The organism is Actimicrobium sp. CCC2.4 (genome assembly GCF_034347385.1).
Taxonomy (GTDB): domain Bacteria; phylum Pseudomonadota; class Gammaproteobacteria; order Burkholderiales; family Burkholderiaceae_D; genus Actimicrobium.
Genome location: NZ_CP133777.1, coordinates 2,091,628 through 2,111,905, shown reverse-complemented (window position 1 = coordinate 2,111,905; position 20,278 = coordinate 2,091,628). Strand labels below are relative to the sequence as shown.

Annotated in this window: 19 protein-coding genes and 1 pseudogene; 9 read left to right on the top strand and 11 right to left on the bottom strand. The window is 52.8% G+C overall.

Going from position 1 to position 20,278, the window contains the following annotated elements:
- Window positions 1-167: 167 nt before the first annotated feature.
- The 6 genes from RHM62_RS09890 to RHM62_RS09865 form a co-directional block, all read right to left on the bottom strand.
- Window positions 168-560 (bottom strand): hypothetical protein, encoded by a 393-nt coding sequence (locus tag RHM62_RS09890; RefSeq protein ID WP_322121948.1) that lies wholly within the window; start codon window positions 558-560, stop codon window positions 168-170.
- A gap of 58 nt (window positions 561-618) precedes the next feature.
- Window positions 619-867: a hypothetical protein gene (locus RHM62_RS09885; RefSeq protein WP_322121947.1), complete on the bottom strand. Its 249-nt coding sequence runs from the start codon at window positions 865-867 to the stop codon at window positions 619-621.
- Window positions 868-894: 27 nt separating this feature from the next.
- Window positions 895-1,215, bottom strand: a complete 321-nt coding sequence (locus RHM62_RS09880) for a hypothetical protein (protein ID WP_322121946.1) — start codon at window positions 1,213-1,215, stop codon at window positions 895-897.
- A gap of 46 nt (window positions 1,216-1,261) precedes the next feature.
- Complete coding sequence (locus RHM62_RS09875; RefSeq protein ID WP_322121945.1) at window positions 1,262-1,504, bottom strand: hypothetical protein; 243 nt, start codon at window positions 1,502-1,504, stop codon at window positions 1,262-1,264.
- A gap of 72 nt (window positions 1,505-1,576) precedes the next feature.
- Complete coding sequence (locus RHM62_RS09870) at window positions 1,577-1,891, bottom strand: hypothetical protein (RefSeq protein WP_322121944.1); 315 nt, start codon at window positions 1,889-1,891, stop codon at window positions 1,577-1,579.
- Window positions 1,892-2,507: 616 nt separating this feature from the next.
- Complete coding sequence (locus tag RHM62_RS09865; RefSeq protein ID WP_322121943.1) at window positions 2,508-6,245, bottom strand: PAS domain-containing protein; 3,738 nt, start codon at window positions 6,243-6,245, stop codon at window positions 2,508-2,510.
- Between the two features lie 602 nt (window positions 6,246-6,847).
- Here RHM62_RS09865 and RHM62_RS09860 point away from each other — a divergent pair.
- Window positions 6,848-7,066 carry a hypothetical protein gene (locus tag RHM62_RS09860; RefSeq protein ID WP_322121942.1) on the top strand — a complete coding sequence of 73 codons (219 nt, stop codon included), beginning with the start codon at window positions 6,848-6,850 and terminating at the stop codon, window positions 7,064-7,066.
- Window positions 7,067-7,172: 106 nt separating this feature from the next.
- Window positions 7,173-7,343 carry a BrnA antitoxin family protein gene (locus tag RHM62_RS09855; RefSeq protein WP_416172249.1) on the top strand — a complete coding sequence of 57 codons (171 nt, stop codon included), beginning with the start codon at window positions 7,173-7,175 and terminating at the stop codon, window positions 7,341-7,343.
- A 419-nt stretch (window positions 7,344-7,762) separates the two neighbouring features.
- On the opposite strand, the gene RHM62_RS09850 is transcribed toward RHM62_RS09855, so the two are convergent.
- The gene (locus RHM62_RS09850) at window positions 7,763-8,005 is read right to left on the bottom strand and encodes a hypothetical protein (RefSeq protein WP_322121941.1); all 243 of its coding nucleotides are present in this window, start codon (window positions 8,003-8,005) and stop codon (window positions 7,763-7,765) included.
- Window positions 8,006-8,634: 629 nt separating this feature from the next.
- On the opposite strand from RHM62_RS09850, the pseudogene RHM62_RS09845 reads away from it, so the two are divergent.
- Both RHM62_RS09845 and RHM62_RS09840 read left to right on the top strand, forming a co-directional pair.
- Window positions 8,635-10,062, top strand: a pseudogene (locus RHM62_RS09845) (IS1182 family transposase); the annotation flags it as partial.
- Window positions 10,063-10,285: 223 nt separating this feature from the next.
- Window positions 10,286-10,516 (top strand): hypothetical protein, encoded by a 231-nt coding sequence (locus RHM62_RS09840; protein ID WP_322121940.1) that lies wholly within the window; start codon window positions 10,286-10,288, stop codon window positions 10,514-10,516.
- 385 nt (window positions 10,517-10,901) lie between these two features.
- Here the strand turns inward: RHM62_RS09840 and RHM62_RS09835 are convergent, their stop codons facing one another.
- Window positions 10,902-11,132: a hypothetical protein gene (locus RHM62_RS09835; RefSeq protein ID WP_322121939.1), complete on the bottom strand. Its 231-nt coding sequence runs from the start codon at window positions 11,130-11,132 to the stop codon at window positions 10,902-10,904.
- A gap of 909 nt (window positions 11,133-12,041) precedes the next feature.
- Here RHM62_RS09835 and RHM62_RS09830 point away from each other — a divergent pair.
- Window positions 12,042-13,034 (top strand): restriction endonuclease, encoded by a 993-nt coding sequence (locus tag RHM62_RS09830; protein ID WP_322121938.1) that lies wholly within the window; start codon window positions 12,042-12,044, stop codon window positions 13,032-13,034.
- 306 nt (window positions 13,035-13,340) lie between these two features.
- Here RHM62_RS09830 and RHM62_RS09825 read toward each other — a convergent pair whose 3' ends face one another.
- A complete protein-coding gene (locus tag RHM62_RS09825) occupies window positions 13,341-13,835 on the bottom strand; it encodes an HNH endonuclease (RefSeq protein ID WP_322121937.1) in 495 nt (164 codons plus the stop codon).
- 1,117 nt (window positions 13,836-14,952) lie between these two features.
- Window positions 14,953-16,365 carry a hypothetical protein gene (locus RHM62_RS09820; protein ID WP_322121936.1) on the bottom strand — a complete coding sequence of 471 codons (1,413 nt, stop codon included), beginning with the start codon at window positions 16,363-16,365 and terminating at the stop codon, window positions 14,953-14,955.
- Window positions 16,366-16,741: 376 nt separating this feature from the next.
- Here RHM62_RS09820 and RHM62_RS09815 point away from each other — a divergent pair, with 376 nt between their 5' ends.
- The 4 genes from RHM62_RS09815 to RHM62_RS09800 all read left to right on the top strand — a co-directional run bounded on the left by RHM62_RS09815 (window position 16,742) and on the right by RHM62_RS09800 (window position 18,935).
- Complete coding sequence (locus tag RHM62_RS09815) at window positions 16,742-17,704, top strand: tyrosine-type recombinase/integrase (protein ID WP_322121935.1); 963 nt, start codon at window positions 16,742-16,744, stop codon at window positions 17,702-17,704.
- A 224-nt stretch (window positions 17,705-17,928) separates the two neighbouring features.
- Window positions 17,929-18,123, top strand: a complete 195-nt coding sequence (locus RHM62_RS09810; RefSeq protein WP_322121934.1) for a stability determinant — start codon at window positions 17,929-17,931, stop codon at window positions 18,121-18,123.
- Window positions 18,123-18,407, top strand: coding sequence for a type II toxin-antitoxin system RelE/ParE family toxin (locus RHM62_RS09805; RefSeq protein WP_322121933.1), 285 nt, complete (start codon window positions 18,123-18,125; stop codon window positions 18,405-18,407). Before RHM62_RS09810 ends, RHM62_RS09805 begins: the two co-directional genes overlap by 1 nt.
- A gap of 288 nt (window positions 18,408-18,695) precedes the next feature.
- Window positions 18,696-18,935, top strand: coding sequence for a hypothetical protein (locus RHM62_RS09800; RefSeq protein WP_322121932.1), 240 nt, complete (start codon window positions 18,696-18,698; stop codon window positions 18,933-18,935).
- A 98-nt stretch (window positions 18,936-19,033) separates the two neighbouring features.
- Here the strand turns inward: RHM62_RS09800 and pcaF are convergent, their stop codons facing one another.
- Window positions 19,034-20,248: a 3-oxoadipyl-CoA thiolase gene (pcaF, locus tag RHM62_RS09795; protein WP_322121931.1), complete on the bottom strand. Its 1,215-nt coding sequence runs from the start codon at window positions 20,246-20,248 to the stop codon at window positions 19,034-19,036.
- Between the last annotated feature and the right edge of the window lie 30 nt (window positions 20,249-20,278).

Below are 20,278 nucleotides of genomic sequence, written 5' to 3'. Positions count from 1 at the left end.
ACGCGTTTGCTATCGCGCTACGCAATATGCGAGCGCAACCGGAAGGCGGCGGTAATGAACATGACGGACTGAAAGGCGCTTGCTGGCACCGCTAAAAAATGCGGTGCGCCCGACGCGCCTGACCAGCAGCCGGCAGAGTCAGCCTCTGCGGCTAAGAACGGACGGCGTCAGGCTGAAAGGCGACGGGGCGGACGGAAGAGCGGATCGCGGGCAGGCAGCGGAAGCACATGCTCGGTGAAATGCAGGGACGCGATGTTGGTCCCGGCAGAGAGAAAGCGTCGACCTGGCGTGGTGTCAGGAAAGAATTGGAGATGATCGATCGCATGCAGAACCTGATGCGCCACCAGACCCGCTGCGCGCTCATCGCCATCGTTGTCGATGTCAGCAAGGCCATCGCTGTCCGCAGTAATCGTGTACCCGTGCGCGTCAGCGACCTGCGCAATGCTGACGTGTTCAAGTGCGTGGGCGAGCCTGTCGGCACTGAAACTCCAGACGCACATGTTCGTCATGACGATGACGAACAGGAGGACTGCGATGTGTTTCAGGGAGGATGTGCGCATCGCCGGACCTTATCACGTAACGTGCGTGTCGCGTCGGAATACGAATGCTGCAATCGCTTTATTTACGTCGCAGCAAATAGCAACTTGCGCACCCGTCATCGATCACGCTGCGCTCGCGGTCCAGCGCGGCGCGCAGCTCTTCTTCGACCGGTAGCACCAGCTTGTATTTGCTGACAAATACTTGTTCGTTGCCTTGCAACAAACGCTGTCCGTAAGCTGCACGCTCCAGGCCGCCTTGCTCGAATGCGACAATGTGCCACCCCATCTGCGGGCAAGTACGGACCTGGATCGTATCGACTGCGCGCAATACTTACTGACGCGGATGTCGAGTCAATTAGCAACGATCGATCAGCAGTATTTGCAGTTGCGGGTCTGTGACTGGTGTCAATGTGACCATCATGGCTTGCCCTTTCCTTGCTAAAAAATGCGCCTGACATTGCCCGACAACGGATATGAACCGGCGAACGGCGAGCGGCGAGCGGCGAGCGGCGGGCGGCGGGTCGGGATGTGCGAAGCCGCTGCGGCCTGATCGTGGCGGAATCCCGGAGCCTTCCTCCATGAGGATGCCAACCAGTTTCCAAAGCGCGACATCAGCGCCGGATCCATCGGCGTAGTGCCTTTCGATTTGTGCTCCGTTAGCCTTCAACCATTCCACGATAGCCTTGGCCTCGTCGTAGTTCTGCCGACTTCCACCCACCTTTTTAACGAGGGCTTGGTATCAAACCAAATTTTACGGCGTTGGCCCGGTCGGTTCCCTCACCGTTATTCCAGACGGGCTCGATCTGATAAATGTCCCCGACGACGAGCGCGCGTTGAGCGAGGGCGAACAACGCCGCGCCGACGTCCGGCGACACCTGCCCGGCTTCGTCGACGATTAGCACGTCAGTTGTGTTCCACAACGAAATGTCCTCGCCCTGCCAGGCAATAAAGAATGCAGGTGCCATATGAAAGTTCGACACAAGACAAGGGGAGAACTTTGCGAATCTACGGTATTTAGCTTCCCGCCTGAGACGTCCTTACGAGTCCGCTTCGCCTGTTTTTAACCGGTCCTTCATCTCCAGCAACCATCTGCCCGACCAATACCGGTCGGTGATACCAAAAATTGGTGCGCGCAACGCAATATCGAGTTGATCATTGAGACTGTCGAGAGACACATCGAGCATCCCGTCAACACCACCGTTCAAGGCGACTTGCCAGCCTTGGAACACCTTGCCTATCTTTGACCACGATAATTCTGCGGCCTTGCGTCGTTTTAGCGCCCCCTCAGTCCGATTTTCGGCACCGGTACGACGGTCTGCGAGCTGAGCAAGGACGACAGACTTGCGCTCCATGGCCGCCATCCTGAGGCCGTCGAAATGCTACTGCAACCCATCATCTCGATGTTGCCGATCGGCAGTCAGCGGATTACACAACAGAAAATAACGGTCGCGCGCGATCCTGCGTTTTTTTACCGGCGGCAGAAAATCAAAAGTAAAGCGATGACAGACAAGGAAACGAAAAAGCCCGCAGTAATGCGGGCTTGCCTATCCTTTGTGCTTCTCAATATCCCCTGTTGCAAGGCATCAAATCATTTCCACTTTGATGTTAACAAGACGGAATACCCCAATGAAATTAGGGCTTTATAGAAAAATCTACAACGTGACGCCATGGTACCCGCTCTATTCCGACGGATTGCGTTGAGGCCGTCTGACATCAGCTTAGGGTACGAGCAAACCTGACACGTCAGCGAGGGCGGATGACGCAAAGGGGCAATCCGGTGTTCTTCGATCGTCTGCCAGCAGCCGGTGATACCCGGCAGCTTCACGGCATTGCGTGGCAAGCCTGAGGTAACACTGGTACCGGCAGTGGCTTGAATCGAACAGGCGTCGCCCGCTGTCGACTGGTAGCGTCGCGAATGCACGCATGCGGGCGTGATGCCATCCCGTGGCGATGAGCTGCGACGTTGATTCAGACCCGCGCGAGTTGCGCGGCAGCGCCGAACAGGTTTTCGATCGGCTCGGGTCTGTGCAGCAGGAACCCTTGCGCGTAGTCGATGCCGATCTCACGCACGCGCGCCAACACTTCCGGCCGGTCCACGAACTCGGCTACCGTCCTGACCCCCACCACCCGGGCCACGTCAACAAAACAGCGCACCGCGGCGGCGTCCAGCGGGTCGTCGATGACATCGCGGATGAAGCTGCCATCGATCTTCAGTAAATCGACCTTGAGGGTCTTCAGGTAGCCGAACGACGAAGCCCCGGCCCCGAAGTCGTCGAGCGCCACTCTGACCCCGAGAGCGCGAACCTGTTCGATAAAGATCGCGGCATCGGCCATGTTGGTGACGGCGGCGGTCTCCGTGATCTCCAGGCAGATACGCCGGCAGACCGTGTTGCCAGCTTCGGTCAACGCATCGATGGCATGCCGGTGAAACGCCCGGTCGCCCACCGACTGCCCTGACAGGTTGATGCACAGCGTGTCGAGCGTACTCACATCCGGCATGGCCTGAATCTGCTGCACCGCGCGTTTGAGTACCCAGCGGTCGATGCGCGTAGCCATGTGGAAGCGCTCAGCAGCAGGCAGGAAAGCTCCTGGCGGAATCAGGCTCCCATCGCTGTCCAGCAAGCGAATCAGCACTTCCGCGTGCAGCCCCGTGAAGCCCTCGCCAAGCGCTTCAATGCGCTGCCCATAGAGCACGAACCGGTCTTCATCCAGCGCCTGCTCCAACCGTGTGGCCCACTGCATTTCGCCATGGCGTGCACGCATGGCCTGGTCGGTGTCGAACCAGGCATGCACACGGTTGCGGCCGGCCTCCTTGGCGGCGTAGCACGAGATGTCTGCCGCTTGCATGGCGGCGGCCGTGTTGGCCCAACGACTGTCCACCGGCACCAGGCCGATGCTGGTGCCGATCCGGAAACGGCGCTCGTCGTGGACGAACCTGAACTCTTCCATGCGGTCACAAATTTGCTGTGCCACGCGCTGGGCCTGGTCGGACGGGCAGTGTTCCAGGATGACCGCAAATTCGTCGCCGCCAAGGCGGGCCAGCGTGTCGCGCGCACGCACGGCTTCGCGCAGCAGCTTGGCCACTTGCTGTAGAAGCTGGTCGCCGACCGAATGTCCGCAGGCGTCGTTAATGAGCTTGAACTGGTCGAGGTCGATGTACAGCAGGGCATGCTCGCTGCTTTCCTCGTGAGCCTTGTCCAGCGTGCGGCGCAACCGGGTCTCGAACTCGGCCCGGTTGACCAGTCCCGTGAGAGCGTCGTGCGTGGCGCGGTAGCTCATCTCGCCGGACAGGCGTCGCTGTTCGGTTACGTCGTGAAAGACCAGCACGACGCCGAGCACGTCGCCACTAGGGTTGCGGATCGGCGCGGCAGAATCCTCGATGCCGAACTCGTCACCATTCCGCGAAATAAGCACCGTGTGGTTGGCCAGGCCCACGATCTTGCCCTGTGCCAGGCAGGTGGCGACAGGGTTCTGAGTGGGCAGGCGGGTTTCTTCGTTGACGATATGGAAGACCTGGGTCAGTGGCCGCCCGAGCGCTTCTCTGGACAGCCAGCCGGTCATGTGCTCGGCCACCGGGTTCAACCAGGTCACCTGGCTGTGCGCGTCGGTGGTGATCACCGCGTCGCCGATCGACTGCAGAGTCACGCGCAGGAGCTCGTGTTGTTCGACTAGCTGGTTGGCGAGCTCGCGCAGTGGCGTCACATCCCAATTCACGCCCACCATGCGCAGCGCCTGGCCCGCGGCGTCACGCATCAAACTGCCGGCGGAACAGAGAAAGTGCACGGAGCCGTCGCTCCAGATCACACGAAACTCGGAGCGAAAGTCGGCGCCGCTTTTCAAGGAAGACTTGAACTCCAGCTCGGCCCGGCTTCGATCGGCGGGGTGAAGGTGGCGGGCCCAGAGCTCGTAGACGTCCGTCCCCAATCCCTCAGACAGACCGTATAGCGAGTACATCAGTGCATCGCAGGTGAGGACGCCGGTTTGTACGTTCAGCTCCCACACCCCGATGCCACCGGCTTCAGTCGCCAGCGTGACGCGCTGTTGAGCGGCCTCTAGAGCCAGGCGATCGTGGACGCGCTGGGTGATGTTTTGGAATGCGCCGAACAGCCTTACAGGCTTTTCGTCCTCGAACTCCGCATGGCCGACCGAACGCACCCAGATCCTGCAATCGCCTTTCTGGATCAACGGTAGTTCCAGGTCCCAGTCCGTGCCGTCGGCCATGGCCTGCGCTACGGCCGCCTCGATGATAGGGCGCGCCTCCGGCGCATAGAAGTTGATTGCCTCGGCCAGCCGGGGCTGGTAGCCCGGCTCCACACAGTGGATGCGACAGGTCTGCTCGGACCAATGGATGCTGCCACTGGCAATGTCCACCTCCCACCCCCCGACCTGGGCCAGAGCGCCGGTGCGGTTGAGCAATTCCTCGCTCTTGCGCAACCGGTCTTCCTGAACCTTGCGCACGGTAATGTCCAGGTGGGTGCCGAACATCCACTCGGGCTGGCCCTCGGCGTTGCGAGTCAGCACCTTGCCGCGGGCGAGCACCCAGACCCAGTGGCCGCCGCGGTGGCGCATGCGCGCTTCGCATTCGTAGTACGGCGTCTGGCCCGTAAAGTGAGCCTGAAGCAGCGCATTGGATCGCTCCATGTCATCCGGGTGGGCCAGATCGGCCCAAGTCTGGACCGTGGTGGGAGAGAGCTCATCCAGGGTAGCCCCGACAATCTCGGCCCAGCGGTCATTGAAGCGCGTCTCGCCGGTCTGAACGTTCCATTCCCAGGTGCCGGCGCCGGTGCCCTGAATGATCGCTGCCTGGCGCTCGCGTTCTTCGTCGAGTGCCCGGCGCGACTGCAAGCGCTCGGTGGTGTCCTCCACCGAACCCACGTAGCCGGTGACCCCGTCATCGCCATCCAGCAAGGCACGCGCAACAGAGCGCACATGACGAACCGTGCCATCGTGGCGGCAGATCCGGAACTCCATGTCGAATTCTTGCTTAAGCTCTGCTGAGTGCTGCCAGTGGGCGAAGACAGCGGTCTTGTCGTCGGGATGCAGCGAGTGGCTCCAGCCGTCGCCCAGGGCCTCGGCCTCGCTCAGACCGTAAATGGCTTGCCAGCGCGCGTTAGTGTAGGTGCAGGCACCGGCCGCGTCGGTGGCGAACACGCCTAACGGCGATGACTCGCTGAGTGTGCGAAAACGAGTTTCACTGGCCGCGAAAGCCCGTGCCATGCGACGTGATTCCAGCGCCTGGACAGCAGCAATCGACAGCAGGCGTAGCGCCTCGCGCTGTTGCTCGCTGAGCTGGCGGGGCACACGGTCGATCACGCACAGTGTGCCGACGTGAGCACCGTCGCTCAAGCGCAGCGTGGCGCCGGCGTAGAAACGGATGTCGGGTGCCGTGGCCACCAGCGGGTTGTCGGCAAAGCGCGGGTCGGCCAAGGTATCGGGTACTTCGAAGATGCCATCATCTAGGATCGCGTGGGCACAGAACGCCACGTCTCGTGGCGTCTCGGTCACATCGGGCAGGCCCACATTGGCCTTAAACCATTGCCGGTCGTGGTCGATCAGGCTGACCAGCGAGATCGGGACGCCACACACCAAGGCAGCGGCTGCCACCAGGGCGTCGAACTCGCGCTCGGGCGCGGAGTCGAGAACGTCGAGCCGCTCTAGCGCCCGCAAGCGCTCAAGTTCGTTTAATGGCATCGGTGCGGTCAACATAAGGCGGCCTCGTTCAATGGAATGGACCGAGTGTCTCACAGCAACATGTCGTGGAGAGCGCGAAGCGGGCTGGAATTTAGTCCCATGTTGGTGATTCGTCTCTTGAGCACGTTTTGGCGTGACTGGCACCGGCCCGCTGGATAGTCGGGATTCTGATCAATGCACGTATGCAGGTCTGAAAAGGTGCGACCGGCAATGCCACAACTCGACGACATACTGCGCGAGCTTGGCTTACCGGGTGGCTTCCTGGCAAAAAAACTACCGCGAATCAGGGGTCAAGAGGATCTGGCAGGGAGTGGACAAAAGAACTCCCTGCAGAGTGCTTACTCCCACTCAGATGTTAACAAGACGGAATACTCCAATTAAATCATGCCCTTGTAGAAGGATCTACGACATGATGCCATGAAAAATACCGTGTTCGTTAATTTGTAAGACGCACTCAACATTCGGCCGCACCGAATGCGGTCAACCTCTAGATCTTCAGTACTCGTTCACCTAGCTCAATCACGGACATCGAAATATCTGATTTTATCGAGTGGGCCTCCAAGTTTTGGGACGATGCCGAGCGCATCGCGTTTATTCTCTAGATCGCAGCGAATCCGTTGGCTGGTGATGTCATCCCCGGAATTGACACTCTTCGCAAGGTGCGCTGGTCCCGTCAGGGAATGGGCAAGCGCGGCGGGATCAGGCTGATTTACTTCACGCAACTCTTGAGCGGTGGGATCGTATTATTGCTGGTATCCGCAAAGGTGCCATTCGACAATCTGCAGCCAGAGTTTTTACTGAAGGTGAAGGAGAAATTTAATGACGAAACAAAATAAAGTGGCGATCGACCAGGAAATGGTCGAATTCGAGGCGGCTTTGCTGCGTGGCATTGATGAAGGACTACGAGGCGAGGGGCAAAAAACAACGCCGGAATAAATCGAGGTGCGGCGGCGTGGTCGTCCAGTCGGTAGTTTGAAGGTTGCGCCCAAGGTGCCGACAACGATCCGGTTTGACCAGGACGTGCTAGCGGCGTTGAAGGCTAGCGGGCACGGATGGCAGACTCGTGTAAATGAGGCAATGCGCGAGTGGCTTGGCTCGCAGTCTAAGACATAAGAAGCTCGGTGCAATATTTTTTCATCACCCAACAAACTTATTCCAGGAACGGTGGCTTTCAATGGGTTTTTAATATATTTCAGTTGCTCTTATTGTCGGTTCGCGACGATTGAATGCAGGCCGGCCCGGATGTGCATGGCGGCGCTCTGCGCGGCCCCATCCTTGGCGTACTGGTCGGGAAAGTCGCCCTGCACATCCTTTGCCACCTGGTCGGGGTTAATGAAGTAGGCCGGAAGAGGCTAGCCTCTCTGGACGGTCGCCAGGTCTGTCTGTTTGATATTGTCGATTAGCGAGGTCTTCCCGGACCCCTTCGGGCCAGCGAACACCACTACATGCAGATCGAGCGCGTTGTCTTTTTTCCCATCGGACATATGAAAAAACGAGGTCGGTGCCGCGTTTTCAAGTAAGGAGAAGGAAAATTATTTGGCGTTGGCCATGCGCTTGCCGGCGAAGCTCGCCAAGTCGAACGTAGTGGCCTTGGAAACATCGCGCTTGGGTCCGTTGCCCATTGCGCGCTGCTTGACCTGGGCAAGGGTCTTGTCCATATTGCCGGTGATCGCCTTGTCCCATTCCTGAACGGTGGCGCCGAGAAACGGCGCGTCGCCCCTCAACACGGTCGGGGAACTGAACCTGTGCGAGCTGCTGCGGATTTTGAGTTTCATGATGGTATCCCTTCAACTATCAAGTGTAGTCCAATAGATGTAGCGACTCGCGTTTCAAGTCGACCGTGCTCGCATTCGAAGCGTTTTTCGGCTCAAATTAACTGCAAATCTGAATCCGACCGTGCTCACATTATCTGCAATTGGGCTTGCATTTATCCGTGTCGGCTGGCATTCCATTTTCGTGTGCTCACGCTCACTGCAAACGAAATGTTGGCATCGAGCCATTTAAAATGGAATCGAAACTTTGAAGTTGGCGGTCAGCTATCGGCGAAAACCAGCCTGTCAAATTCGTCAAAAGTGGACGCTTAATATTTGAGATGAGAGGCGTGCCTTAGCTATTGCGACCTGCATTGAATAACGCTCGGACCTGCATTCAGCGGTTTTTTCGACCAGAATTAACTGCGACTGACGGCCCCCTCAAACAAGAGATAACTGCGAATGAACCTGCATTCAATCGCAGCGAACCAGGAATAGTTGCGACTAACCTAGCAACCATAAATTCGCGGGGCTGTGAGAACCTTAGTTTCTTAGTGGCCGGTTTCGGTTCAGGCTGTGTAAAAACGTAAGCCGATGAAAACGAAACCTGACCGGAAAACGTTAAGCCAGCATCTCAACACTTGGTGTGCGAAATGAAGCGCTTTATCGAAGGTGCAGACCGCGGCCAGTCCACTATGCTCCCAGAGCTACTGGACGACTATGTCGACGAAGACAACCAAGTCCGGGTGGTCGATGTATTTGTTGATCAGCTTGACCTTGCCAGCCTTGGATTCGAGCGCGTGCAGCCGGCGGCAACGGGCCGGCCCGCTTATTATCCAAGTGTACTTCTCAAGCTGTACATTTATGGCTACCTCAATCGAATTCAGTCGAGCCGGCGCCTGGAGCGCGAAGCTCAGCGGAACGTCGAATTGATGTGGTTGACGGGGCGCCTAAAACCGGACTTCAAGACGATCGCAACCTTCCGAAAAGACAACGGTAAATCGATCCGCAATGTATGCCGTCAGTTCGTAGTTTTGTGCCAGCAGCTCGACCTATTTTCGGATGCAGTCGTCGCTATCGACGGCAGCAAATTCAAAGCGGTGAACAGCAGCGATCGCAATTTCACCGACGCGAAACTCAAGCGACGGATGGAAGAGATCGAAGCGAGCATCGGTCGTTACCTGGCCGAGCTCGACAGCGCCGACAGACAGGAGCCCGGCACCGCAAAACCGAAACGCGTGGGGCTGGAAGAGAAAATAGCGGCATTGAAATTGCAGTTGGCCTCGCTCAAGGAAATTGAAGCGAAGCTTGTAGAAACTGGCGAAACACAGATTTCGCTGACAGATCTCGATGCCCGATCCATGATGACACGCGGCAGCGGCATCGTCGGCTACAACGTGCAAACCGCCGTCGATGCAAAGCATCATTTCATCGTCGAGCACGAGGTGACCAACAGCGGCAGCGACCGTGATCAATTATCCGCAATGGCCAAGAAAGCACGCATCGCAGTTGGCACCACAGATCTGACGGTGCTTGCCGACCGAGGCTACTTCAACGGCAAGGAAATATTAGCGTGCCATGATGCCGGCATCTCCACCTTGGTGCCTCCGACGAAAACCTCAAACGCCAAAGCTGACGGGCGATTCGACAAGGCCGACTTTGTCTACGATCCGCAGAAGAATGAATATCGGTGCCCAGCAGGCCAATCCCTCATTTGGCGCTTTGTGACCGTCGAAAAAGGGATGACTAATCATCGATATTGGAGCTCGAATTGCAAGGCGTGCCCGCTGAAAGAAAAGTACACGCCGAGTCCGCAGCGGCGCGTGACCCGATGGGAGCGTCAGGACGAGCTTGAGAACATGCAAGCACGTCTTGAGCAAATGCCGGAGGCTATGCGTATTCGACGTTGTACGGTTGAGCATCCCTACGGCACCATCAAAGCCTGCATGGGGGCGACACATTTCCTGTGCAAGGGTTTGGAGCGCGTAAAGACCGAGATGAGCCTTCATATCCTCGCCTATAACCTCAAGCGACTGATCGCTATCCTCGGCATCGCGGATATGATAAAGGCCATCAAGGCTTTAATCCATTTACGAGGCTTAAAAGTGGCGCTTTTGCCGATTACTGTGGCATTTCGAAGGAAAAGTCCAATCAACCGATATGGCGCAGTAAAACGCGTTTTAGCCCTTCAAACGTAGCTTGGCGGCCCGAATCCGCCATTGTGGAAACAGGATTGCGTTTTTACACAGCCTGGGCCAGAAGCAGTCATGGGATCGCCCTTAATCAACTCATCGGCTCGAAGCAATGCTCACAAAGATTTACGACCAACACGGCATTGAAATCTTCGAGGAAGAGTCCCGGTTCTTTGTGCGTTACGATGTTGGCGCTCACATGGTGATGCCTCGATTGGACGAAATCTCTCAAAAAGAAGCTGATTTAGCGATGACCGGGCCTATCGCCGCAGAACGGGTTCTTTTTTCTTTACAAAGGCGCTTGCAAGCCGCTGGGGTTGATCCTTACAGAACAAATATCTAGACGAATGTCCGGATTGAATAGAAAGCCGACCGCGAACTTCAAAGTTTCGGTTTTATTTTAAATAACTTGATGCCAACATTTCATTTGCAGTTAGCGCGATCACGCGAAAATGGAATGCGAACCAACACGGATAAATGCAAGCTCAATTGCAAGTAATGTGAGCACGGCCGGATTTTCATTTGCAGTTAATTCGAGCCGAAATCGGCATCGAGTGCGAGCACGGTCGATTTGAAACGCGAGCCGCTGCATGTAGGGGGCGATATGCAATTTTCAGACGAAATCGGGCTTTGTGAATACATAAATTATGGTCGTTATGCCGAGCGCGACTTGTATTGCGACTGTTGCTAACGATGGGGTGGGCTGTCGATACGCCATCCCGCTGTATTCAAGGTGAATGCATCAAGTCTTCGGCAGACAACGTTGCCTCATCTTCTGTCGAATGTATTGCGTCAGGAAATCGTGTCAACGCATTGCGTATGAACTGATTTTCATAATGGCGATTTCGGCGGCTTTTTTTCGCTATCGCGCGCTTGCCGAGCCGCTTGTCAACAATGACCTCACCAAGTCGACTCAAATCGTCAAGACTTCCAATATCGGTCGGGGAATTTCGTTTCATGACAATGCGTGCACAACTTTGCGAGAAGTGATTAATAACAATATCAACCTAATTTCTGATCATACTACACGCGGGTTGGTTAATGTGGCAATCCAAACAAAGCACAATATTACCGCGGCAAGATGCATTCTGGTAACTAGAATTCATCTACCAATTAGCTTGCTAAATTAGGAGTCGACGCCGGAACCGCCGAAAATTCCGTCACCGTGACAATCACGCAAATAAAAACCTGTATGTAATTCACCATGAACAACGTTCATCAAACGAGTGTTTGTTGAACATTCCAAAACAGGCTTTAAAAACAAGCAATAGACACCTTAAAAATGTTCATCAACTGATATAAAATTCTACGTACATTAAACTACTAAAAATAATCTATCTGAACATGTCATTTTCAGAAGACGACTGCACCAGATCATTGAGCTGGCCACCATGAATGCTTCCGCCTCCTGAATATGACGTGTCAGAAGTCCTATGCACAAAATGCCGCGAGAGGCTGAAAGTACTCAGAAGTCACACACACGGCGCGGCGAATAAAGCAGGAACCTCCGAAAATTCTGGCAATAAACCGGCAAGTTGCCATAATGCGATCTGCCAGGCGTCTGAACGTTCGCGAGGCCGCTGCACGGATCCTCATCGGCAAGGCCGCTATATACGTCGCCCTGTGAGCAACGAGTGCATCCGGCTCCTGACGTTACGTGCAGTCGTCTTCTGAAAATGACAATTGTCTTGGGAGCCGCTGATTTAATATTTTCCTGAATTTGTGTGGCATAGAAATCAATGCATTACCTTGCACTTGATGTTAAAAAGTCGATTAAATCAGTACTTCCGTTGTTCACTATTAATCCAAATATTCTATTGTTTTTAAAAATGTTTAGTTAATAACTAAAACACTCTAGTTGAGAAAAAATGGATAATACTGAAAAAGAAATAGAACTATTTGCTAGCAAGTTATTCGTGGCATGTCCTGAAAAAAATAAAGAACGAATAATTAAAACTAAAAATGCATATAAAGAATTTATTCCTTTGAAATCAAATGAAATGCACACTGATGAAGAAAGACGAATCGAGCGTGAAAGGTGTGCGTTTTATGGTAAACAACGTTGGGAGGAACTAAAAGCAGATTTTGATTCTGAGAAAAGTTTATTTATTAATAATAAAATAGAGGAAATAAAAAATGATAATGAAATAAAATTTAGCTTATACGAAAATTATAAGAAAGAATTTTATATTTCGTTACACAACATTATAAATCCTTATTTAGCAACGCTAGCACTGAGACGATCACAGACTGTATATACAAATTGTTATGGCACTGAAGATAATACTAAATGGATAAAAGAGATCAATACTTTCATTCGTTCTGTTTTATGTGAAAATATATTAGTAATTGAATTTTTGAAATATTCTGAAGATCAGCAAGATAATGTCATCAGAGCTAAAACTAAAAATGAAATAGCATCATACAAAAAAAAGGTTGAAGTTGATCTGTACAAAAATATTGATAATTTTATTAAATGTTATAGTTTGTCAGTTCACAATGAGAAAGATTTTAGAAGTATAAAAGTAGAGGACCTTGATCCAATTCAATTTGAGCATTTTTGTGCTGAAATTCTAAGGGTTGCGGGATGGAAAATGCAAGTAACAAAATCTTCTGGCGATCAAGGGATTGACTTAATCGGATTAAAAGGAGACATTAAAGCAGTTTTTCAATGTAAAAAATATAGTCAACCGGTTGGTAATTCTGCCGTTCAAGAAATTATTGCAGGTAAAATTTTTGAACAGGCTGACAAAGCGGCTGTAATCTCAAATAACACCTACACATCCTCGGCCAAACAACTTGCGAATGCACTTGGAGTTCATCTATTGCATTTCAATGATCTTCCAACATTTGGTAATTGAGTTGAAACCTTGTAGATAATCCGCCTATACCACGCTAATCCTTTACTTGTTATGGCCTGCGTTTCAAGACACATCGACCTGCATTTAACGTCTTTTTAGATCAGAATTATCTGCGTCTAGCGGTAATTTCAAGCCAGGGATACCGTAAGGATTCCTTCTTAAATGAGTAACTGGTTGGGTAGCGCAGCAATGCGCTGCTGCTACCAGAACATATAGAAGTTTGTGTTTCGAATCTAGTAAATACGCAATCGACTGCGATTAAAATTTGAATTACCTGCAAATGATATCAAATGCGAGTCGCTACACTTAGATTATATTTAGGCGAACTTCTCGAACTGACCTGTGGCCTTTTTTATACAACCCGTTAGTTTTTCCGTCTAAAGACTTACAGCGAACCGCATAGCCTTTTTCGAGAACCTTTCTGGTCATGGTGCTCTCGTCCACTTCTTCGCTAGCCGCACGAGTATTGCCGCCTGATCCCCCAAGAGAAATCCTGAATGCAATAACTCCGGTGTCACGATTTTTTATTTGAACGGGAAAAATTTTTGTTTCATTGTTGAGAACGAAACAAAATTTTCTGGATATTCTCTCTTGTGAAATTGCTACACTTATTGCTCCATTGAGTTTCAGAACTGGATCACACGTTTCTATCGGCCTGCCGCCAAGGGCTCCAGCATTTTTTTGAAAGTTGCACTCATAGCATTCGGCCTGAATATTCGAAAGCCCATCCGAACCACCATGATATATCGGTAACTTGTGTCCCTTGGTCCAAGTGTTCTTGTAACGTGGATCGGGCCGCAAGGGTACCTCTGCCCATGACCTACGACACACTGCGCAGGTTGGGCTTTTCGCGAGGAGTAACTTCCACTCTGCGCTCGTGTGAGAACCCCCGTTATTTTTGATTCTCTCAATGCGAACTTTTGCGCGCTGATTGCGGCAGTCCATGCAGCGATTACAGCTATTAAATCGAGTTCCAGCACACTTTGTGCAAATCATGGATGGCATACTAACCTTTCAAACACTTGGTAATGTTCATTTGCAGTTATCTCTGGTTTTAGGCGGCCGCTAGAAACAATCAATTTTGGTAAAAAGTGCACGATGTAAGCCGGAGCGTTTTTGATTGCAAGTAACTTCAACTAAGACTTACTGTACCAATCCAGAAGCATTTTTAACACTACTTCATCCACCACTTCGAACACGGACTGATTTGGAATTTTTAACTTTGATTTCCCCCCGTGAAGAGCTGATGATTTATGTGGTTTGTTTGTAGGATGAATTCCTTTAAATGACGGTGGTGTACAGCTCTCCAGAACGATAATCGTTGCCAATGCCTTATGTGTTCTAGTGGATGGATTCAGGTTACCCAAAATAATTGCAAATTGCTTCCCGTCCTTATCATTAAGTGAAAAAAAGTGGTCCATAAGTTCGACTGATCACATCAAGAGGACCAAAGGATAGTTCTTTACACAAAGTTTTTCTTATATATTGAAGAGCTTGTGCGGCGGGCAGTTTGGTCATGAATTTTCTTTATTATTGAGTAATGTATTAATTAGAATGAAGATTTTCTAATACAAATTTGTTAAACTTTAGAAGTGCCTTTTCGCAATCGGTAGGCATAAACATTGCTGTCTCCAGTCTTCCGACAACATCCTTTTCAAATGTAGTTTTGGTCAAATGAGTGACGGCGTAATAGGTAATGGCGCTCAAATCTGACTCAGAGCCTGACATTAGCTTGATTGATACGCCCGTTTTCCTGCATTTGTATGCTCGCAATATTTTGTGACTCACTTGCTTTCCCATTTAGGCATGAAGATGCTGACAATAATTACTGGTGGTTCGTATCGAACTCGTCATCTATGAAGCAGATATATTGGTGAAATATTTTTGTTTGAGACACAATGTCCCACAAGGCAGATCATTATTTACGAGATGGGTAAGCCGGCTGAAAACTCAGCGTATATTCCCTTGCTGCCTTGCGCTCTATGCGTACCCTGTCACCGGGCTGAGCACTCAGTTCTGTCTGCAGCCAGGCAGTGAAGCGTTTGCGGGGGCTAATCGTTTTTTCACTTTTAACCCGAATATCGGTTTCCGTGAGTTGATCTGCGCTGTATCGAATCATCACCGTGGCACCTCGTTCATCACCGGAATGCACAGTGAAACAGTCTTCCGGGAACATGGCTTTGGCAATTGCCGGCATGTCTAGATAGCCATGACGAATCATGGATGTGGTGAGTACGATTTCAATGGCGGCTAGCGGCCCCGAATCGATGCTTGGAGAAAATACCGGATGTTGGTAATGGACTGGATTGAGCACCATATCCATTTCATCAGGATAAAGCGCCCGCATAACTTGAAGCGTGAACCATGCAGGGTCGACCCCGATCATTTTCGCCAACCCGGCGCAGTGGTGGGGTGGAATAGCCAGAGGATATTGCATGGAAGCAATTACCTCATTCGCACTCAGTTTCGCTGTGCTCGCAGCCTCGTCGATAATTTCAGGTATGCCTGCAGCGTAGATTGCGAACTCAGGTGCGATGACAGTGTAGATTTCATGCTCGTCGTGAGATTTTTTCCCAAACCGTAATAGCAACCGGTGTCTGATAAAAGCCGGAATGCCGATGGCGTCCAATTCCGTATCGCTTTCTTTTCCCTCCTCCGGGAATCCCACTTTTAAAGTAGGTGTGAACCCGCGCCCGGATCGCTCGGTCAACCACTGTATGGCGATATGGAAGTCCACCTCACCAGATGAATTCAGCGTGAGCTGGTTTTTTCCCGCAGACGCGGCATTCCTGACACTGCGTTCATTCATGCCCGTCAATAAAGCTAGCTGTGCCAAAGATAGTGAATATTCTTTGTCGAGGTAATTACGAGCGATCATTCGTTCCACTAGATCGCTCAGTCCACCACTTCGAAAATCGTTACAACCCTCCGTGGCAACCATCTCAGATAACTCGGTATAGCCCGTTGTGTCGCCAAAGATTTCCACAAAGTCACGCAGTAGTTCAGCGGCATTGCTATCGAACGGGTCGACGATTTTTTCATGCCCCTTTAGCAACCGGCCGTTATACGCATAGTCGTAAAAAATTGAGAGCTGACGACCAATGGTCGTCGTAGTGACATCAATACTGTCAGCGATACCGGACAGGGACGCGTTGGGTGACAAACCAAACAACTGCGTTCCTGCACCGGGACGAAACATCTCCGATAAAAGAACACCGATACTGCCAAATTTCATGGCCAGTTCGTATTGGATATCTTCCAAAGTTGGTTGCTCAGGAACAGATTCCTTTAGGTTCGTTTTACGGGGTGCCGGTGTTGAGTTTTTTACCATTTGAATTCCTTGAAATGTTATATGTTTTTATGACTCACATCATCACTAGCAAGAACTATAACGCGCGGTGAATTTGTTTGCAATGTGTTTGTGCGTCATTTCATCATTAGATATTTCATGTTTAGGCGCCTTTTACTTTTCGAAAAGCTACGTAATATTTTTAGTATTGATAAAACAGGTTATCGATATTAAAATGCTAGAGGGGCACCATGTTGTCGCTCTGCCTATGGATTGCACCAAAATGGCGAGGAATCACAGCCAACGGATAAAAAGTGTTCTCGGCAAGTTAATACCGGAAAATAAGATGGGAAGGTGCTGGAAGACATTTTTTTAGTCGGGCGGCGCATTATTTCTTTTTAACAATGGAAGGCGATATATGTCTGACAACCTGATCGATACGGCCTCCTCCCCGCGCTTGGCCGAAGCCCGGTTCCAGGAACTTGATGATGTGCCCGCCGCCGCGACCTGGTTTGCCAATATCGCCAATCCGCAGACCCGGCGTGCGTACCAAGGCGATTTGACCGAGTTCATGACCTTTACCGGGATCACCGATCCCGATCAGTTCCGCAGCGTCCGGCGTGGGCACTTGCTGGCCTGGCGCAAAGATCTGGAACATCGGGCATTGAGCAGTGCGACGATTCGTCGCAAGCTCGCCGCCCTCTCCTCCCTGTTCGAATATCTGTGCGAAACCAATGCAGTCGAGAGCAATCCGGTGAAGGGGGTCAAGCGACCGAAGGTCGACAGCACCGAAGGCAAAACACCGGCCATCGGTGATCACCAGGCGCGGGCCCTGCTGGCTATCCCGGACAGTACGACCCTGCGCGGGCTGCGCGACCGCGCCATTCTGTCCACCCTGCTTTATCACGGCTTGCGCCGGGCTGAACTGTGCCGATTAACGACCGGCGACCTGCAGCAGCGACGAGGTGTGATGCACCTTCAGGTTCATGGCAAGGGATCAAAAATCCGGTACGTTCCGCTGCATCCCGGTACCGCCGAACAAATCGAGCTTTATCTGCTGGCCGCTGGCAACGAAACCGACAAAGCTGGTGCGCTGTTTCGCCCGATCAAAAACAACGTGAACGGCAATACCCGCGCCTCGGTCACGCCGGATGGGGTATATAAAATGCTGATGGGGTATGCCGGTGAACTGAAATTTGAGATTGCAGGTTTTGGGCCGCATGCGTTGCGGGCGACGGCTGCCACCAATGCCCTGGACCACGGGGCGGACATTGCCAAGGTCCAGGAATGGCTGGGGCACGCCAATATCGCGACGACCCGGATTTATGATCGCCGCACGACACGGCCGGAAGACAGTCCGACGTTCAAGGTCAGCTATTGATTGTTGGCTCCGTCCTAAAGTTGAGCCACTGGAAGAGAACGCAGAATCCAGAGTATGTGGGACAACTTTTGTAAGCGACATCGTGTCGCAGATTTGCCGCTAGCGTGAGCGAGCGAAAATGGAATGCGCGCTAGCACCGTCGATTGCGAGCTTATTTGCAGATAGCGTGACGAGGGTGTTTCAGCGGCTTCTGCGGCGGTCGAAACTGGTGTAACCTTATTTGCATGAATATTGTCCTTTCTCCCATCGTTTCGGAATTCGAAACAGAAGCACAAGCAACCAGCTATGACCTCTGGTTTCGCGCTCAGGTGCAAGCCTCGCTCGATGATCCGCGCCCCAGCATTCCGCATGACCAAGTCATGGCGGAAATGGACGCGATCATTGCGGAAGCTGAAAAGCGCAGCAGCCGACAGGCGTAATGCTACCGGTTTTCTGGCGTGCATCAGCACGCGCAAATCTTGCCTCTATCATCCGCTTCATCGCCAACGATAGTCCGCCAGCGGCCCGCCGCATGCGTGGACTGATCGAGACATCCGTGCTGCCAGCAGCTGAGCATCCGTACTTGTACCGCTCTGGCCGAGTTCCTGGCACACGCGAAATCATCGCCCATCCGAACTACATCGTGGTCTACCAAGTGACCGCTGAACGTATCGAAGTCGTGAGCATATTGCACGCCCGACAAGAATATCCACCGCATCAGTGAAGTGGTTTAGGCAAAAGCCTTGCTCTTACCAAGAGCTGGTCGCGATTCGCCATAGTCACCTTGTATTGAAACCGTTACCTTTTTGCGTCATTCCCAACCTAGGTGGCCGAGTAGCCCAAAGAAAACTCACCTTTAGGCTACTCGACCAAATACAACTTCACTAAAGCTTGTTCAATAAATGCTACTGAGTACGACGACTTCATTGTCGCCTCTATGGGATGTTGGCGCCGATGAGTTTTTGACCCAGGGCGCCGACATCGACTGACCCACCCGGGCCTTTGGTAAGCCATGCTGCGTCTACCTTTACGCCAGTTAAGGTGGGTCAGTGAAAATCGGTCGGGGTGTTCAAAAATTCGTCGGCGCCAACACATTAACCAGCTCAATGCCATCATCAGCGGCACACTCGAAGCGGCCATCGAGGCGGCGGTCCTGCGCAACGACTATGCTGAAGAACGGACGCGCAATATTGTGCTGGAGCTGATCGCCTCATCGGACGTACCGATTACGTTTGGCAATCGAAAATCCTGATTCCGGCTGGACCGCTGTTCTCCATAGGGGTTTCTATCGTTGCGCAGGGGATCGGCGCAACAGCCATGATCGTCACAAGTTCGCGCCATCGACAGGCGTCACACGCGCTCAAGGATCAGCGCAATGCCTTGTCCGACGCCGATGCACATCGTGCACAACGCATAGCGTCCGCCGGTTACGTGCAAGCGATTGACCGCGGTCGTGACCAGACGCGCACCACTTGCACCTAACGGATGTCCCAAGGCAATCGCTCCGCCCCAGGCATTCACGCGTTCGTCCTGGTCATTGATTCCCAGCATCCTGAGTACGGCCAGTCCTTGTGCCGCAAAGGCCTCGTTGAGTTCGATGACATCGAGCTGATCAAGGCGCAGCCCCGCCAGGGCCAACACCTTTTGCGTAGCCGGGGCAGGCCCGATGCCCATGATGCGCGGCGGCACGCCGGCCGTCGCCATAGCGACGATCCTGGCCTTTGGAACGAGTCCGTTCCTTCCCGCCGTCACCTCGTCGGCCAGAAGAAGAGCGCAAGCACCATCGTTAATTCCGGAGGAATTTCCGGCAGTGACGCTGCCCTCCGGCCTGACGACCCCACGGAGTTTTGCCAGGGCTTCCATGTTTGTTGCGCGAGGATGCTCGTCTGTGGAAACGACAATCGCCTCCCCCTTCTTTTGCGGTATTGCGACGGCGCATATTTCGCGGGCAAGGTGGCCGGCCTGCTGGGCGGCGACTGCCTTGCGCTGGCTGGACAAGGCCATCAAGTCTTGATCCGCCCGGTCGATCTTGAACTCCATCGCAACGTTTTCAGCCGTTTCTGGCATGGAGTCCACGCCGTATTGCTCTTTCATCAGTTTGTTCACGAAGCGCCAGCCGATCGTGGTGTCCTGAATGGACGTGCTGCGACTGAACGCACTTTCCGCCTTGGGCATGACGAATGGTGCACGACTCATGCTCTCCACCCCACCGGCAATCATCATCGTTGCTTCGCCGGATTTGATGGCTCTTGCGGCCGTCCCGACCGCATCGAGGCCGGAACCACATAGGCGGTTGATCGTTGCGCCCGGGACTTCAACAGGCAAACCAGCAAGCAAGCTCGACATGCGCGCGACGTTCCTGTTGTCTTCGCCAGCTTGATTAGCACAACCATACAGGACGTCGGTCAGCGCCGACCAGTCAACATGGGGATTACGTGCCATGAGGGCCATGAGGGGAATAGCGCCCAGGTCGTCGGCGCGAAGGCTGCTCAATGCTCCTCCGTAACGACCGAAAGGCGTACGGATGGCATCGCATATAAACGCTTGTTTGTCTTTGTTGTTCATGTGATCACGTCAATTAGGTGATTGGACAGC